Annotated in this window: 14 protein-coding genes and 1 other RNA gene; 7 read left to right on the top strand and 8 right to left on the bottom strand. The window is 40.4% G+C overall.

Features of this window, described 5'->3' with window-relative positions; translation table 11 throughout:
* The first annotated feature begins 605 nt into the window (after positions 1 to 605).
* The gene (locus LU361_RS04245) at positions 606 to 2,039 is read left to right on the top strand and encodes an aspartate kinase (RefSeq protein ID WP_233087172.1); all 1,434 of its coding nucleotides are present in this window, start codon (positions 606 to 608) and stop codon (positions 2,037 to 2,039) included.
* Complete coding sequence (locus tag LU361_RS04240) at positions 2,024 to 2,920, top strand: tetratricopeptide repeat protein (RefSeq protein ID WP_233087170.1); 897 nt, start codon at positions 2,024 to 2,026, stop codon at positions 2,918 to 2,920. Before LU361_RS04245 ends, LU361_RS04240 begins: the two co-directional genes overlap by 16 nt.
* A 186-nt stretch (positions 2,921 to 3,106) precedes the next feature.
* Here LU361_RS04240 and LU361_RS04235 read toward each other — a convergent pair whose 3' ends face one another.
* From LU361_RS04235 to LU361_RS04225, 3 genes are all read right to left on the bottom strand, one after another.
* Positions 3,107 to 6,148: a TonB-dependent receptor gene (locus LU361_RS04235; RefSeq protein WP_233087168.1), complete on the bottom strand. Its 3,042-nt coding sequence runs from the start codon at positions 6,146 to 6,148 to the stop codon at positions 3,107 to 3,109.
* A 400-nt stretch (positions 6,149 to 6,548) separates the two neighbouring features.
* Positions 6,549 to 7,160, bottom strand: a complete 612-nt coding sequence (locus tag LU361_RS04230) for a TRIC cation channel family protein (RefSeq protein WP_233087166.1) — start codon at positions 7,158 to 7,160, stop codon at positions 6,549 to 6,551.
* 286 nt (positions 7,161 to 7,446) lie between these two features.
* Positions 7,447 to 8,565 carry a hypothetical protein gene (locus tag LU361_RS04225; protein WP_233087155.1) on the bottom strand — a complete coding sequence of 373 codons (1,119 nt, stop codon included), beginning with the start codon at positions 8,563 to 8,565 and terminating at the stop codon, positions 7,447 to 7,449.
* A gap of 479 nt (positions 8,566 to 9,044) precedes the next feature.
* Here LU361_RS04225 and LU361_RS04220 point away from each other — a divergent pair, with 479 nt between their 5' ends.
* The 4 genes from LU361_RS04220 (at position 9,045) to LU361_RS04205 (ending at position 12,954) form a co-directional block, all read left to right on the top strand.
* Entirely contained in the window at positions 9,045 to 9,383 is a 339-nt protein-coding gene (locus LU361_RS04220) for a hypothetical protein (protein ID WP_233087153.1), read from the top strand.
* A 49-nt stretch (positions 9,384 to 9,432) separates the two neighbouring features.
* Complete coding sequence (locus LU361_RS04215; RefSeq protein WP_233087151.1) at positions 9,433 to 10,923, top strand: peptidoglycan-binding domain-containing protein; 1,491 nt, start codon at positions 9,433 to 9,435, stop codon at positions 10,921 to 10,923.
* Positions 10,924 to 11,182: 259 nt separating this feature from the next.
* Positions 11,183 to 12,136: a tyrosine-type recombinase/integrase gene (locus tag LU361_RS04210; RefSeq protein WP_233087149.1), complete on the top strand. Its 954-nt coding sequence runs from the start codon at positions 11,183 to 11,185 to the stop codon at positions 12,134 to 12,136.
* Between the two features lie 17 nt (positions 12,137 to 12,153).
* Entirely contained in the window at positions 12,154 to 12,954 is an 801-nt protein-coding gene (locus tag LU361_RS04205; protein WP_233087141.1) for a class I SAM-dependent methyltransferase, read from the top strand.
* Here the strand turns inward: LU361_RS04205 and LU361_RS04200 are convergent.
* Positions 12,909 to 13,700 carry a hypothetical protein gene (locus tag LU361_RS04200; RefSeq protein ID WP_233087131.1) on the bottom strand — a complete coding sequence of 264 codons (792 nt, stop codon included), beginning with the start codon at positions 13,698 to 13,700 and terminating at the stop codon, positions 12,909 to 12,911. The two genes, LU361_RS04205 and LU361_RS04200, sit on opposite strands and share 46 nt — an antisense overlap.
* Before the next feature lie 447 nt (positions 13,701 to 14,147).
* Here LU361_RS04200 and LU361_RS04195 point away from each other — a divergent pair, with 447 nt between their 5' ends.
* Positions 14,148 to 14,414 (top strand): hypothetical protein, encoded by a 267-nt coding sequence (locus tag LU361_RS04195; RefSeq protein WP_233087129.1) that lies wholly within the window; start codon positions 14,148 to 14,150, stop codon positions 14,412 to 14,414.
* 94 nt (positions 14,415 to 14,508) lie between these two features.
* On the opposite strand, the gene LU361_RS04190 is transcribed toward LU361_RS04195, so the two are convergent.
* From LU361_RS04190 to nrtS, 4 genes are all read right to left on the bottom strand, one after another.
* Complete coding sequence (locus LU361_RS04190; RefSeq protein ID WP_233087127.1) at positions 14,509 to 14,769, bottom strand: hypothetical protein; 261 nt, start codon at positions 14,767 to 14,769, stop codon at positions 14,509 to 14,511.
* Positions 14,733 to 15,127: a transfer-messenger RNA gene (ssrA, locus tag LU361_RS04185) on the bottom strand. The genes LU361_RS04190 and ssrA overlap by 37 nt, the downstream gene beginning before the upstream one ends.
* Positions 15,128 to 15,838: 711 nt before the next feature.
* Positions 15,839 to 16,303 (bottom strand): hypothetical protein, encoded by a 465-nt coding sequence (locus LU361_RS04180; RefSeq protein ID WP_233087125.1) that lies wholly within the window; start codon positions 16,301 to 16,303, stop codon positions 15,839 to 15,841.
* A gap of 373 nt (positions 16,304 to 16,676) precedes the next feature.
* Positions 16,677 to 17,003 (bottom strand): nitrate/nitrite transporter NrtS, encoded by a 327-nt coding sequence (gene nrtS / locus LU361_RS04175; protein ID WP_233087123.1) that lies wholly within the window; start codon positions 17,001 to 17,003, stop codon positions 16,677 to 16,679.
* Between the last annotated feature and the right edge of the window lie 46 nt (positions 17,004 to 17,049).

Below are 17,049 nucleotides of genomic sequence, written 5' to 3'. Positions count from 1 at the left end.
AAGCAAGAGGTATGTAAAAGGTATTAAAGTGGATTCGATCAGTCGCAGTCATGGTTAAATAGTGATCTAAATAGAAATCTCTCCGTTCGTTCTGCTCGCTGAATTTTCCCTGTTTTTTCTGTCGTTATCCTGTCATTACCCTGTTATTACCCCCAGCAACCCAAACCATAAGCCGTTACTGCATTCGACATTAGTCCATAGCTTTTTTGCGGCTAAACGCAGATTTGCGCTTCAAACACAGAAAATTCTGGTTTTTTACAAACACTTTTAGATTCATTTCGCGCCTTTGTTGTGTTTTCTGCGAAGGTAAGGTAGAAACACAAACCGTTAGAAAGCTGACCAACTCAGTGTGGCCAGTGTCTAAATGAGTTAATTTGGGATTTCCATCGCTCGATTTGAAAATCGTTTTGGGAAGCCCTTAACTGATTGTTTACGAGTCAGCATGCAGAATCATTGGCTAGTCTTTAATAAATAAGAGATTGTGGTTGAAAGCTTTACTCCAACCACACGGAAACATCCAAAACTGCCGTTTAAATTAGCACTGATGAATATTCATAATCGCGTCTTTTGTTAACAAGACCGCTAGAAAAAGGTAAGAGAGTTTTATGCATACGGTTGAAAAAATCGGTGGCACTTCGATGAGCAACTACGAATCAGTGCGAGACAACATCATTAAACGAGCAGGCTTGGATACGATTTATAACCGCATGTTTGTGGTTTCAGCATACGGCGGCATTACCGACCAATTGCTAGAGCACAAAAAGAGCGGGCAGCCCGGCGTATACGGCTTATTTGCCGCAGGCATCAAAGACGACAGCTGGATCAGCCAGTTCGATGCGCTGACCAAAACCTTGCACGAGATTAATCTGAGCTTGTTTGGTGACGGTGAATTGCTGGATCAGGCCAATCAATTCCTCGACGAGCGACTAAACAGCGCCCGCCAATGTTTGGTCGATTTACAAAGCTTGTGTCAGCACGGACATTTCGCGTTGAGCGAGCATTTAAGCACGGTACGTGAAATGCTGGCGAGTATCGGTGAAGCGCACAGCGCCTGGAATACCGCTACATTGTTGCAGCGCGACGGCATCAATGCCTGCTTTGTTGACCTGACGGGTTGGCAGTCCAATAGCCATATTTCTTTGGATGAGCGCATTCAGCAAGAAATTGCCGGTGTTGAAATCGACAAGCAAATTCCTATCGTCACCGGTTACGCCCACAGCGATGCCGGTTTGATGAGTACGTTCGATCGCGGCTACAGTGAAATGACCTTCAGCCGTTTGGCGGTATTGAGTGAAGCCACCGAAGCCGTTATCCACAAAGAATTCCACCTGAGCAGTGCCGATCCGCGATTGGTGGGTGAAGACAATGCGGTGCCGATTGGTCGTACCAACTACGATGTTGCCGATCAGCTTGCGAATTTGGGTATGGAAGCCATTCACCCCAAAGCCGCTAAAGGGTTGCGCCAAAACAACATTCCGCTGCGTGTGAAAAACACCTTTGAACCCGAGCACACAGGCACCTTAATTACCGGCGATTACGTCAGTGAATCTCCGTGTGTGGAAATTATTGCCGGTTGTCGCGGCGTTTACGCGTTGGAGTTGTTCGACCAAGATATGGCGGGCAGCATCGATGATTACGATCGCGATGTGCTTGCGTTGATAAAGCGTTTTAAAGCGCACATTATTTCTAAAGATATGAACGCAAATACGCTCACGCATTATTTATCCACGAATTTAAAAACCATGAAGCGCATTCGTGCTGCCCTTGAAGAGCGTTTCCCAGAAGCTGAAATCAATCAGCAAAAAGTCGCGATTGTGTCTGCCATTGGCAGCAATATGCAGATCCCAGGGATTTTGGCCGAAACCGTAAAAGCGGTTGCCAGCCAAGAGGTATCGGTTTTAGCGGTTCACCAAACCATGCGCCAAGTGGACATGCAGTTTATCGTTAATGAACAAGACTACGACGCTACCGTAAAAAGTCTGCACGAAGCCTTGGTTGAAGTTCACGACCACGGACAGGCGATATGTCTCGCGTCGTAGCGATTCTGCTGTTTACCTTTCTCACGTTTTCTCCGTTCTCGTCGGCTCAAGATGAGACGGAGAGCGATGTGCAACAAACGGTGGATACATTAGAAGAGCCGTTGTATTCACCGTTTATTGAACGCTACATGCTCGATGAGCTTAAGCAGCTCAGAATTGATCAAGAAAAAACTAAGCAAGAATTAATTCAGCAAATTGTCGATCGCGAACACAAATCCGTAGATCGTGCGGTTGCCTACGCAACGGATACCGTCACCTATTTCTTTTATTTGATTGCTGCGGCTACGTCGGTATTGGTGCTGGTGGGTTGGACGTCGATTCGCGATATTAAAGAGCGAGTGCACACCATTGCCGAAGAAGAAATTTCGAAAATTATACGGCAATCAGAAAAACGCTTAGCTGAAATTGAAACGGTGCTTAAGCAAGAAACTCAAAACATTCAAGAAAACCGCGATGAAATCGAACGTACCCAAGAAGTGCAATCGCTTTGGTTGCGAGCCCAACGTGAATCGTCATTTGCCAGCAAAATTGAAATTTACGATGAAATTTTAAAGCTTCGCCATAACGATTGTGATGCTTTAACTTATAAAGCCGATGCGGTACTGGAATTAAACGAGCCCAACTGGGCGGTAAATCTTTGTCATCAAGTGCTTAAAATTGACCCCGATAACAGCCACGCATTTTACCAGCTTGCCTGTGCTTATACGGTGTTAGAACAATACGACGAAGCGCTGCGCTACATCGCCGAAGCCATTAAACGCAGAGACAGTTATCTCGATGATATTCGCACCGATCCCGCGTTGGAGCCTTTAGTCACCAACGAAGTGTTCCAAGAATTAAGTAATTTAATTGCCGGTTCAAGCGAAGAGAGTAACGGTTAATTATCGGTACTTAATTTTTATTATTTTTACCGAAGCTTCCGCTTTATTTATTCTTAAATGTATTTGTTACTCAAGTGTTTTCACCAAGCAAGCCGGTATGAACCCGCTTGCTTGGTGGTTTTGTGTTTAGGGCCGACAGGTGCGGTTAAATTAGTGTGAACAGGCCCTAGTTAACACAAGTACAATTTAGAATCTTACCTGCACACCAGCGAATATTCGTGGCCCGTAAATATTCACCTCAGACACGTTATTTGTGGTTGGATTAAATTGCTTTCTGGGCTCATCAAAAATATTAATGGCTTCAAGAGACAGTTTGACGTGATCATTCACACGATAGCTCATTCTGGCTTCCCAGACGCCTGTGTCACCAATAAATCTTAAATTGCCCGGCGTAGAAATAAACTGCTGAAAATATTCACTGCGATATTTGTAGTTTAACGATGCATTAAAACCACCGGTTTGATAATAAAATTGACCGGAAAATACATGTTGTGAAAACCCAAAAAGATTCGCTGGGTTAACAATACCAATACGTTCTATTTCTTGGTTGCCAGTGACTTCAGTTGATTCACCGAATTGGCCGTCTTCAAACTCAAAATCAGAATCCGCGTAATTGTAGCTAAGCTTGGTACCAAAGCCGCTCCAAAAGCCCGGTAAATAAGAAAACGCGTGGCTGGCGGTTAATTCCAAACCCGTAATGGTCGTGTTTTCGTCGGAGACTTGCTGCGTGGTTACAATGGTTTCTAGGGTTTCGCCATCGATATTAAATTGCTCTACCTGTGCGGCGTTTTCTAAACCACCTTTAAAGCGTTTGTAATAACCGCCAATGGCGAGAATCGTATCGTTGTTGGGATACCATTCCACTGCCACATCAACGTTCCAGGACGTGAATGGATCTAAATTAGGATTACCATTTGCAACTGCAAGAGCAACGGCGTCATTAATAGAGGTTGCACCATCGCTGTCGCCACTTAACCCTGAAAAACTGCGGCCAAAACCCAAATCGGATGGATCGGGACGAGATAGCGCTTTAAAAATCCCACCGCGAACGACAACGTCGTCGTGCACATCCACAACCAGGTTAAAGCTCGGTAAAATTTCCGTGTAATCAGAGCCGCCTGACACAGAGATTAATTCGTCATCGTCGGCTTCGATTTCGCTCAGATTTCCGTCGCCATCAAACGTTGCCGTTAAGGCACCACGTAAACCAACGGAATCAACTTCGGTTTCAATGACTCGTACACCGAAATTCCCTCTTATTGGATAGCCCGCAAAAGTTGTATCGTAATTGGCCTGTAAATAAAAAGCCGTGGTTTTTTCTTCGACATCAACATTGGCAATATTGGCCTCTGGACCAGGAATCGTTGGATTCTCACCTAAAAATTCATGCGCTAAACACAAAGGATCGAAAGTGGCGAATGTATTGCCCGTTCCCTGCTCGATGATATTGCCATTTTCGTCAACGTTCGTGATTAGTGTTCCCACGCCATTTAATGACGAGAAAAATCCGCTCTCTGGAAATGAATCATTACGACAAGCTAAGCTGGCTGCTTGAATGGCATCATCTTCGAAGCTGAATTCATCTCTCGATCGAGGAACACTGTCGAACTCAAGTTCGGAAACTCGAATACCGCCCTGAACGCTGGTGAAAAATTCAGAATTATCCAAATGGTAAGTGAAGTCTCCCCGAGCAGCTCGAATGGTGTTGTTCCTAAACTGATTTAAATCGACACGAGTTCGTGCGGCATCGGCAAATAAATCGTGGTTATTAACATCAAAATTTTGAACTGTAAAAGTCGGTATTTGGCCAATTACGGTTGCCGTTTCGATACGACCGCCGTCGGCTGCCCCTGGTACTGGGTTACCAAAAATATCCACGGGCTCCGACTGCAAACGAGTTTGAATAATGTTTTCTCGTCGAGTGGTGTCGGAATAGGAAACATCAAAAGATACGCTCAATGCATCGTTAACGTCGAAATCAAAAGTAATACCACCGCCTTTGTATTCTTCCAAACGTTCTTGGAATTGGCTGTTGGTTTCAATGCGTTGTTCATTGGTAAATTGAGTGACCGTGCCATTGTCTAAAATCACCAAATCCGTGGGTAAGCGTTCGTCTAACGAGACATTCGGCGCATCAATACGACGATTTTCAGCAAATACTAAATCGTTTCTAATCTCCGTAAATTCGCGATCTGAATACTGAAAATCGGCGTTAATATCCAGTCGACTGTTCGGCTGCCATTGCAACGCCGCAAAAAACGATTCGCGTTCATCGTCAGTAATATTTTGTCGGAAAGAACGTGAACTTGGCACAATTGCAAATGGTACTCCGGCATCGGGTGCCACCCCGGTTTCTGGGTCAACTTCTAGATCAAGGCCACCGTTACCACTGTCGCAGTTGCCTGATGCAAACACACCATCTTCCGGAGTATTTGGATCGAAACGGCAGTCACGGAAGGTGCTTGTGGAGCGAGCTTCTTGCTCAGGGTTGGTGGTTACATTACTTTGAACCCCCAGTGAAATTCCGAGAGCACCTAGGTTTTCAAATTCGAACTGATCGATGTAACTGAATGTTGTCCGCGAACCAAAATCACGCTCGTTGTCATCGATATCACTGTTGTCTGGATTCCAGTTGCCTTTTAATTCTGCTTGGATGCGTTGCTTGCCAAAATCCAATGGCTTTACGGTTTCTAACGCAATCTGCGCAGAAACACCGCCTTCGATGAGGCTGGCTTCCTGGGTTTTATAAACTTTAATGGCATTGAATAATTCGGAGGGAAACTGAGAAAAATTTACCGAGCGATCACCCGTGCCATTGGTGGCTTCGCGATTGTTAATCACCGTTGATCCAAGGAACGGGCCCAATCCACGAATCGAAATTTCAGTAGCGCCACCTTGCTCGCGATGCGATGCTGCGCCGGTAATGGTTTCGATAGCTTCGCCGATAGAAAGAGCCGGTAAGTCACCAATATCATCAACCGACAGACCATCAACAATAGTGGTTGCGTCGCGTTTGATATCAATAGAATTGCGAACCGTTTTACGGATACCTTCAACCACAACCTCTTCGATAAGACCGTTATTTAGGTTGTTATCGTCTTGTGCAGAATCCTGAGCCATTGCTGGCAAAGTAAGAACCGTGCTGGGTAAGAAAAGCCCAGACAGAATTACGGGTTTTAATTTATCTGATGCAAATATATTGGGCGCCCGAGTGTGTTGCAGCCTCATGATGGAATCCCTCTAGTTATTCATTATTGTATCGGGGCTACTAATTGACCAAATTTACGTTATTTTGTCAAACAAAATATTAAATTATTGTAAGTTAAATTGGTAATACCAATTTAAGTGTGTGATGGAGCGATTGATATAAATGAGCGCACGAATTGTGGCGGGTGGTTTTATTGGTAGAAAGAGAAATAAAGGAGAAAAATGAAAGAGAAACGAGAAAGAAGGGTATCGGAAAATAAAAATTGACTAGAATTCTTTCAGAAAAATAGACAAAGATTTCAATTTGGTAATCGTTGGGTTAACGAGAGAATTAACAATAGATTCTTTTTTGCGAGTTCAGATTATTAATGCAATCAATTCATCTGAACTCACAAAATACCATTTTTTCAAATAATAATTACTATTTATTCATTGCAAACACAGGCAACGACAGGTGCCAACGGATGGCGCACAAGCGAATAATCAGCGTAGAGGCGGCACCTGAGATAAAGGCAATTTGATCGTTATAACCAAGGCTGAGTGCTGTAGTGTGAAAAATTCCGCCGACAATACAAGCCGTTGCGTAGATTTCATGGCGTAAAACCAAGGGAATTTCTCGGGCGAGAACATCGCGAAGAACGCCTCCGCCGCAACCGGTCATTACACCCATCATAATCGCGATGAATGCAGAATCTTGATAAGCCAAGGCTTTATCGACACCAATCCCAACAAATACCGATAGTCCAATGGCATCACAAACCGGTAAAACCCACCAAGGAATGCGTTTGGGATGACGAACAAGCAGCATCGCCAAGACGCAGGTGCACAATATAACCCACAAATACGTGGTGTCGTTGATCCAAAAAATGGGTCTTGCATCGAGAATAATATCCCGGATTGTGCCACCACCCACAGCGGTAACACTGCCTAGAACAATGACTCCAAACGGGTCCATCCTTAATTTACTGGCGAGTATGACGCCAGAGACCGCAAATACAGCCGTTCCAAACAAATCAATAAAATAAAGAAACATAAAAACGCTTGCTCATATCAACACGTATAAAAATTTTAGCACTGTATAAAGTGAAATTATCTTGTTGGCAATCGTTTTTGCTGGCTTGTAAATTTGAGCTTAAATTAGCCTTTTCTAAAGTGTGATGTTGTAGCAGCGGTCAATCAGTAGGAAATATAGAGGCGTCGAAATTATTGAATGCAACTGTGGAAGAGTGAGTTATTTGTCGCCATTGAAAAGTTTAAGTTTTAAAAAAAGCACCATAATTAAATTATGGTGCTTAACAGTTATTTAAATTGAAAAATAATTAATGCTGCGTGGTGGTGGTTACAACAATATCTCCGTCGATACTGACTGATACGCTGTTTAATTGGTTGATGTCTGAAATTCCTTCAACAACTTTACTGAGCGCCTGTTGACCATTCGAGCTGTTCACCAAAATGTACAATCGTTGTGTGAGTAAGTCGACACCCATTAAATCTTTAACACCATCGTTATTAATATCCATTAACAATGATTGGTAATTAGAACTTTCTACAATATCCATCACATTAACTTCTGTGGTTGCTTGTAAAGACGTCGCGCTATTAATCTGACTCGAAGAATTAATGTTGATATCGAATGTGCCGCCGCCAGAAACAAAAATAAATATGGTATCTGTGGTTGAACCGCCAGGACCAGTACAGGTTAATGAAAACGGAATTACCGCACCGGCAAAACCAAATGCCGTGAGCGTGCCAGAGGTTCCGACGTCAGAGCCTTCACTGGTACACGAGGTTGCGTTGGTGGTAATAAACGAAACGGCGATCACACCTGGCCCTGTTTGAAGAGGGAAAAACCGTATAGTGGGAAGCGCAGGAACGACGGTTAACGTTGATGTACTCGTGCCGCTATTACCGTTGCCTGAACATGTTACCGTTACCGATACATTATCGTCACTGCTTGGTGTTATTGTGCGTGTGCCCGACACACCCGATATCGATAAAGCGCCAGTGCTGGAACAATTGGTAGCGCCAGTAGAACTCCAGCGAAATGTTGAAGATTGACCGACATTAACCGTTGATGGGCTGAACGATGAGGTTACAGAAACACTGTTCGTAGGTTCAGTTACTGTTAAAGACGCAGAAGCAAACGTATTAAAATCATTATTACAAATAATAAATGCTTCTACATTTGAGGTTGGAGAAAGCGTGACTGAGCCTCTGCTTTGAATGTTAGAAATTGGGTCTATTCCTATTCCACCGATATTACATTGAGCAAAAAACGTTGTAGACGACCAAGTTAAACGAGTTGATTGACCCCGTTCGATGGTAGAGGGTGAAAAGGAAATAGTTACTCCCCCAAAACCTTGGGCTTGTGACTTGGAGGAGAAAATAAAGAAGAGCCCAATCAATATTATACTTATTTTTAAACAAATAAACTGCATATTACGATTCCTATTAATTTAAATGTTCATCTGTGTGATAACATATCAAATTCTTTAATTGTCGGTTGGAATAAGTACCCGTAGATGAGTGTGATTTCAATTTTTTGTACATAGGTGTATTTTTTAAGATAATAATTGCGTCTGAATTAACAAAAACAATAATCAACTATTAATGAATAACTCTACTTTGTAGACTCATGTGCGGGAAGTAAGGTTTAACCGAATAAATAAAATAATTTACTCGAAGCGACTGAAATAACACGAGTAAAAATTAAATATGCATTTCTTTATTAATACGTTCGGGAATAGTCTCTTAACGTGGTAAGGTATTTGGGCAGTTTCGTCGATATATAGATAAATCGTCAGCTTTTATGTTGCTGGAAACTCAATGTTGTACATGCGCTGAAGGTGTATGAGTATATTCAAACGAAATTGTCGCTACAGTTTTTATATTTAATAATCATTAAAAAGGAGCTTTTATGTCTGCATTAAGTAAAGCAGTCGATGAATTAGTGAAAGTTAGTGGGGATTTTTCGAGTCTAGATGTTCAAACCTATACAGGTAAGATCTCAGCAGTCAGCCGCGATGATAAAGGTAAAATTCAATGGCCTGAACTTTCCAAAGGCGCTTTTGACGAAGCCAACGTAGAATTAACTATACTGTTAGCGTCATCATTTAAAGTGGATGGGGACGCCGAGATATTTATTGCAGAAACCGGCGTTACTGAGCAAGCTCAAATGGCTCATGATGCTGCCGTAAAATCGGGGGTGGCGCTACGATCAGAAATTCTAAGTTTTTTCAAATCAAAGATTGTTTAATAAAACCATCGAAAGAAAATATTCTGTTATCGGCTAAATTAGGTATGACATGTCTATTGAACTTATTAAACAATCGCAAGACGACCTAAGAGTATTGACATTAATTGAAAAAGAATTGGATCTGGCAAAAGAATTAAAAGTTTCTGGGTTTGTTGGTATTCCCGAAGAAAAAGCCAATTTTGATAAAATCGAACTCAATGACGAAATTATTGTTATTCTTCGAGATAGACTTTATCAATTGGGGTATTTGTCTAAAAAACACCCCACGGGAAAAGATTCTGGAGATTTACAAGACGCCATTACGACCTTACAAGCAGAGGCTGGACTAGCCATTGATGGATGGGTTGGTCTGCAAACTTGGCAAGCATTACAAGAGTTGTTTTCATTTGAACACGACTCTAATCTTACCAAGTGGAATGTCTTTCCCTATACCTCATTTATGAAACGAGCGATTTGCCTTCGTTTAAAAACATTGGGTTTTAACCTAACTGTGCAAAGCAGTGATGAAGCATTCAACAACGTATTGCAGCAATGGCAACGATTCTTGATCATATTAGGAGTTAAACCCAATAATATTAGCTGTATAGACCTCGTTAAATGGCTGTTCGATATTGATGCATTGACAGAACTCACCAATCAAAACAGTCGACGACTTAGAGAAAACAAAACTGATCAGTCCTTAATTCAACAATGCGTCGGTAGTCTATTGAAAATTGAACTCTGGTTGTATGGTGTCGAAGGCATCTATCCTGACGGAATGCCTTTAAAATTAGAACGTTTCAAAAAAGTTAATAAAAACAAACGAAGCTATCGTTACCACAACGATTACAAGGCTCTGAGAGAGTTTTGGCGGGATGTTGGTGTAAGAAGAGTTAAGCATAGTAAGAACATACTAGCCATGTACCTCCGAGGATTTCCATATCTTGCCAGTGATACATCTGGAACATCAAATCAACTTGATGTCAATACAGTCATTGAAGAATTAGAAGTAAACAGTAAACTCTCAGGAAAAGCCTGGAAAGAAATGACCTTCACTGGAAGAATAGTTGATGGGTTAAAGAGAGCATCACGATGGTTTTTTGGCCTTGTAAAAAAAGGTGCTAATTTTATTGCCAAAAAAGTGAAAGTTATTGTTCGTATTGCAAAAAATTTGGTTAATGAAAGCGTTGGTTTTGTACGTAAAACCTTTAAATTACTGTCTGATGGTCTGTCCATGTTTTTTCGAAATCCGGTCTTTGATTTTAAGCAACAATTAGTCATTGTTCGAGACACTGATTTTGACATGAAAGTATTCATTGATAACAAACTTTCGTCGAAAAATACAAAAAAAATGACTCAGTTTATCGAAACTTCTAATCTTCGACTAAAAGCAGCTGTAAAATTATCAAAGATATTAGTGGGTATCGTAAAATTTATAACCGTTGCGGTTAATGCGTTTTCCTGGTTCTGGCTAATAAAATCAGTACTGAAATTCCGGAACAAATTAACTAGTGATGATATACGACTGATAAAGTCCGCTTATTTAACCTTTGACTATTAAACCTTATGAATGAACAGATTTATCGTCTGTATAGTTACTCAACCGCAACGCATCAAAGCCTGTTTACCTAAAAATAGATAGTATCCTATTTTTGGATCTAAACCTCATTCTAGATTACCCTGCATTAAGAGTAAAAGGGAGAAAATACGTGTTTTGGAGAATAAAATACAGAAAATCACGCCATTTTTAGGACATGAATGTCTATATATATAGTACTGTTATGCGATTTATAAAGGTTAAAGTTGCATAACGGTGATATATGAATCTTCAAAAAGCTTGTGCTGAATTTTTAGACTATTCAACCTACGTAAAAAAGCTCTCCCACCACTCCATCAGGGCTTACCATCGAGACCTAGCGACATTTCAAGAAATACTAGGCCCTAGAAAGCTCATTAAAAGAATTGACCGAAATTCAATAAAAAAATACGTCGACGCATCATTTGCAAAAGACATGACTCCCTTAACGATGAAACGAAGATTGGCATGTTTAAAGACCTTTTTTAAATGGCTTGAAAACGAAGAAGTTATAGAAACTTCGCCATTCCATAAATTGGATTTAAAAATCCGAATTCCTGCAAAGCTTCCTCGTAATTTAAGTACAAATGAGTTGAATAAAATACTTCGAGTGGCATCCAAGAATTTAGGTCTTTTGAGAAAAACATCCTATGAGACTCGAGAATTCAAAAAAATAAGTAAGAGTAACATCAACGATTTAACTACATTGATATCGATAGAGTTACTATTTACTACAGGAATTCGGGTCGCCGAACTTACTGGTATATCATTAAGTGATATTTATCTTAATGAAAGATATATACATATTCGTGGCAAAGGCCAGCGTGAAAGAAGAGTATTTATTACTGACAACAGTATCTATAACTTAATTAAATCCTACATTCACTATAGAACAGTAACTAATCCCGAGCACGATACTCTATTGGTTAATAGTATCGGCAGACCTGCTACCACTCAAACAGTAAGAATTTGGTTAAAGAATATCAGCAAAAAAGCGAAGATAAATAAAATCGCAACTCCACACATGTACCGCCATTCTACGGCTACTGAGTTATTAAGTGCTGGCGTTGATATCGTTTACGTACAAAAGCTACTTGGTCACCAGAGCATTAGCACAACCCAAATTTATACCCATGTAAACCACGACGAAGTATATAGAAACGTAGTGAAAGCCAATATTAGGGAGGAGATTTTATAGATAACTAGGAATTATCAATGTCTTCATGGCATAACCAGAGTGGGCGACCTTTAAGTTCAATAGCTTGGCTAAAGACTCATCATTTGGCCAAACTAAGAGAGCGTAGAAATTTTGCCAAAGAAGTTGTTGAAAGAGATACTAAAATCATTCTCGACTTGGGATGCGGACCTGGTTTGTGGCTTGGGTTGTTCGACGAAATAGCACCAAAAAATTGCAAACTCATCGGTGTCGATTCAGATCAATCAACAATATCCGCTGCGAAATGCGAGGCTAAAGGTTGGTCCCACAAATATGACTTCAAAAATTTAGATATTGTTAAAGATATTAATGACTTACCTGAAGCAGATATATTACTAGCTTTTAATATTTTTCCATATTTATCTGATCCATTGTCTTTCATCAACAAACTTAAAATAAAAGTCCGTCCCGGAGGTAAAGTTGTGGTGAGACAGTATGACGGTGCTGCCATGCGTTTCGGCCCTATGCCACACGATGATAGAATCGATATAGATATCTCTCTCTATTCAGCAGTTGGAAAAAGCAACCAATTTCATCATTATGACTTAGACAGAATGTTTAAACTGTTACAAAAAACCAATTTCAACAATGTGCAACTAGACTTTGAGTTATTTAAGAGAACTTCACCCTACGCAAAAGAGTTTTTAGAGTACTATAAAAATACCATTTCATGGACTTGTAACTACACAAACGAGATAGCAGCTCATAAATTGAGACTTTGGGAGGATGAATACCTAAATAATCACGAAAACTGTCAGTCATACTTTACTGAGGTGGATTTAGTTTCTGTGTTGTCATGATCTAAAGAGGCCTTTCTCCAAAGATGTTCATATTGAATTGAAAACATCTCTATTATTTGACGATCTCTTGAAAGTAACACAGTCGGATCTTGTCCTATACCTCTAAAGTCCCAATTAAATAACACTTCTCTGTTACCATCTTTGTATTCTAGAATAATAAAATTTATCTGCGGTTCATTGTGAATTAACAATTTGAATTTGTATTTACTCTCTCTTGATTTGGAAAGTTTATTCGATATCTTATGAATTGATCTAAATCTATCTAGAGCATATCTATCCCCCAAATCTTTCCAAATCATTCCTCTTGTCGAATAGTTGGCTATTTGTTGTTTTGCTTCGTAATATTGGCTGGTTTTGTAAAATTTTTCATCAGCTCTCTCAATCTCTCCTTCGATATTAAATGATGTGTTTTTAACTTCTCTTAAAATAGGGATTCGTCCAATAATATATTGCATTGCATTCTCTGGAGATCCTGCTGGTGTTACATGCATGTAGTCTTTTATTGCCTCATAAATACGATCAGAGTAAATAGATGCTCTTTGCATTTCATGGTTTGTGCTTATATTTTGGTTAATTATTAATATAATTATCGATAGGAGGAAAGCTGGAATCGCAGACAAAGGCTGTTGGCTGCCGAAATTAAGTGGGTCAAAATAGAAAGTAATGATGAAAGCAATTAGAGCTAACACTGGGCCTGCTAGAGTGTAGGCCCATTTTATGATTGAGCTCCCTCGATAACTTCCCATATTGTTTATAATTCCTAGTTATCTATAATTATTTGATCGATTTGGCAGCTCTGTCTCTACAAACCTTTGACCTCTAGCCAAAATCGAGTTATGGGGTCTGTTTTTATTATTAACTGCATAAACCTTCGCTGCATGCAATGATGCCTCGATATTTATGTTGCCAACATGAGTTATTAATATTGAATATGTTTACTAGTATGTAAAAAGAACTTACTTAATTCAATACGCTATAAATAAGTTAATTTAGTTTAAAAATTTTTAATTCCTATCTGTTCTTAAAATCATTACTTTTAATTGATTATTCGCGAATCTTGGCACCTTTATTTTCTTTTTCATTTTGTGGTTTTTTGGGCGACATAGAAAAATTTATAACTCTAATTAGGCATATAGGTCTTGAATCTCCACTGGCAAAATACATAGTTAATCCAATATTTGTGCTTCGCTGGCATGACCAAACGCGCGCATGAGGATGGCGACGGACGCGTTATTTGTTATTCTTTGATGGTATCCGATGTTTTACGTAAGGTGTACGAGCCGATGTTGCAAGGCGCTTTTGCTTTTTACACCAACTTTTTACCAATCGGTTTACTGCTGATACACCTTATTATGCCTTCTTTCGCTTTTGCGATAAAAATAAAGGTGCTTTTGAATTGTATTTATTGGGATGTTGCGCCAACCAATATTCAATTGTTTCTATCGCTGCGCTGTTTATGACCATTAATTGGTAATCATTATTCTTCGATTGTTTGATATCGAGAATATCGCCTGCTTTTAAATGCTCTCCTGCTCAACGGTTAGTGATAATAATTCACTGGCTAATAATGCCGAGGGTAAATAAACTCAAGTGTCTGGGCGGGAATTCACTCGGGCCATCCGTGGCCCTCGCCCTACGGGCAACCTTCGGTTGCGGCAAAGTGCTTTCCTGCACTTTGCTGAACCCCGACATTAGGAAGTAAGGCATTTGAGAATTAAAAACACTGGCTTTCAGCCAATAAAAAACCCCACCATCTTGCGATGGCAGGGTCATTTTATTGGTGGAGGCGGCGGGATTTGAACCCGCGTCCGCCAATGCGCCGCTTTAAGCTCTACATGTTTAGGTCCGTTTATTAATTTAACACCATTCGGCCCAACGGGCAGGGCGAGCAGTGCGATCTTGGTAAGAGTTTAACAGCGCCGTCCCAAGCGTACTTTGCTGCGATCCTGTTCTGAATGACAGTTCCTAACGCGATACAGGCATCTTGTTAGCAACCGCTAGCGGCCGTGGCGGCTAGAAGGTACATCAGCTAGGCTGCAATTAAGCAGCTAGTTGAGCACCGTAGTTGTCATCATTTGCAACTATAAATGTACAGCTTTGGATTTAGGTGATTGGCTGTCATCACCACATGCACTCAAAGTTTTGTCATCGTCGTCGAATCCTAATCGCCCCCGAATTCGGGTAACTAGGGTTTGGAGATTCCAAACTTTGTATTGCTCCACCGAGCAGGAGCGCGATACTAACTGAGAAACCGCGTCCTGCCAAGGGTTAGATGTTTAAAAGTGCACAAAATTCAACCGTAAGGGTGTTTTTGTTAGTTTGTTGGAATACTAAGTCATCAACCCAACTAAACGTTGGATAACTGGTGCTTTAGGTATTGGCGTAAGAAAGATGTGTGGGTATTCGCAATTGAAAATTTGGAATCAAATTCGTTTATTAAAAATTAAAAGAAAATAACGGTGAAACGCTTTAATTGATTGTTAGTAATCAGAGTTTCTAAGTTTCTTAAATTAGTTCTGGTTCACTTTTTCAAAACAAATAGACCTCTATCAAAGAAGAGAAATCTATACCGGAAAAATATCAGATTTGACTCGTTTCTGATGTATGACTGTAGAAAAAATTTAATTCGAGCTTAGAACAATGGATGTGGTTTTTAGCGAAAAATAAGGAAGGTGGAGTTGTACATGTTAACTATCTTCAATGAAATTGGCGTGTAAGATTTTTATTTATTCTTGGGGTGGAAAATAGCTATAAATTTCTGACTGACGAGTTTGTGAAACCTTAGAATAAATTTACTAATGCAACGAAAAAGTTGCTGTAGTGGTAACTGTTTCTCTTAGAATTATTTAAGTTAAATTAAATCACCGAATAACTTCGGTCACATTTAACTATCTTCCAAAGGCTCTAACCAAATTTCCCAGCCAGCACTGCCGTCTATTCTCAATGAATAAGTCCCCGGCACTTCAATAATGTATTCGTCTTCGCCGCGTCCGCCAAGGTGAAGGTTTTGCACAATATTGTTATCGCTATCGAGCACGTACAACACAAAAATAAAGCCATAACTGCGGTAGCGTATTTTATGGGGCATTTTTAACGTAAACGGCTCGGTTACTGAGCCGAGTTTGCCTTTGTAAGTGGGGGGAGCAAATTGCTTGGCGACTAAGTCGTAACACTGTAGGCGTTCGGCATCGGTTTTAATTACCCTGCATTCTTGCAATGCAGTACCAGCGGCATTGTTTTGTTTGTTGTCTTCGGCATGGGCAGTGTTAAACGGCCACATTAAAACGTTTGATAATACAATGCCTAATGATATTGAATGGGCGGCATTTAGTTTTTTATTCTTTGTCATTTGTCACAAACCATTATAGGTCAAGTAGTTTTTATTCTTAGAGACTATGATTAACGGCAATATCATCTGCGTCAATGCGTAATTGGGCGTGATTCAAAAGTTTCTATCTTTTAAAAGGAGCGTGAATTGTTAGAACTATCCAAACCTCATTTGGCCTTAATGGTTTCTGCGTTAAATGATGCCATTAAATATAACGAGGGTTTTTAAATAGTGAAACCATTCGTGATGTAAGTGACTATGAAGATCACTTGCTGTGCTTGGAAAACTTTCAAGCATGGCTTGAGGAAGAGTATAAAAAGTTAGAAGCTAATCATAAGGATTTAATGCCTTATGATCAGATTATTGCTAAGCAATTAAAATAAAACAGCTGTATTTAATGTTTCTTCTTTGCCGACCATACTGAATAAATCGATACGCAATAGGGTACAACGTAGGTCATGCCTAATTTTATCCAATCGGTATTGACCATTGTGTTGCCAATTATTTTATCGCCGTAGTTAATGGCGGCGAGAAGGCTACCGACAATTAAGGCAATGGTGATAGAGCGTTTGTGGTCTTTGACGGTGAGTAATTGGGAAGAGGTGTTTGCCTCGGAATGTGTTGCGCTGTTGTTGTCGGATTCGGCTTTTAACAGCGTTTCAGGTTTGTTATCTATTCCGGGGTTGAAGGTCATGGTGGATTCGAGTGTGTAACGTGTCATTGCGTTTTATGGTTTGTCCAATGACACGTTAACGGCCGTTGGGCGG

Origin of the sequence: Sessilibacter corallicola, assembly GCF_021290925.1 — a bacterium.
Taxonomy (GTDB): domain Bacteria; phylum Pseudomonadota; class Gammaproteobacteria; order Pseudomonadales; family Cellvibrionaceae; genus Sessilibacter; species Sessilibacter corallicola.
Note: the sequence above shows the minus strand (reverse complement) of the source record. Positions and strands in the feature narration are given on the sequence as shown.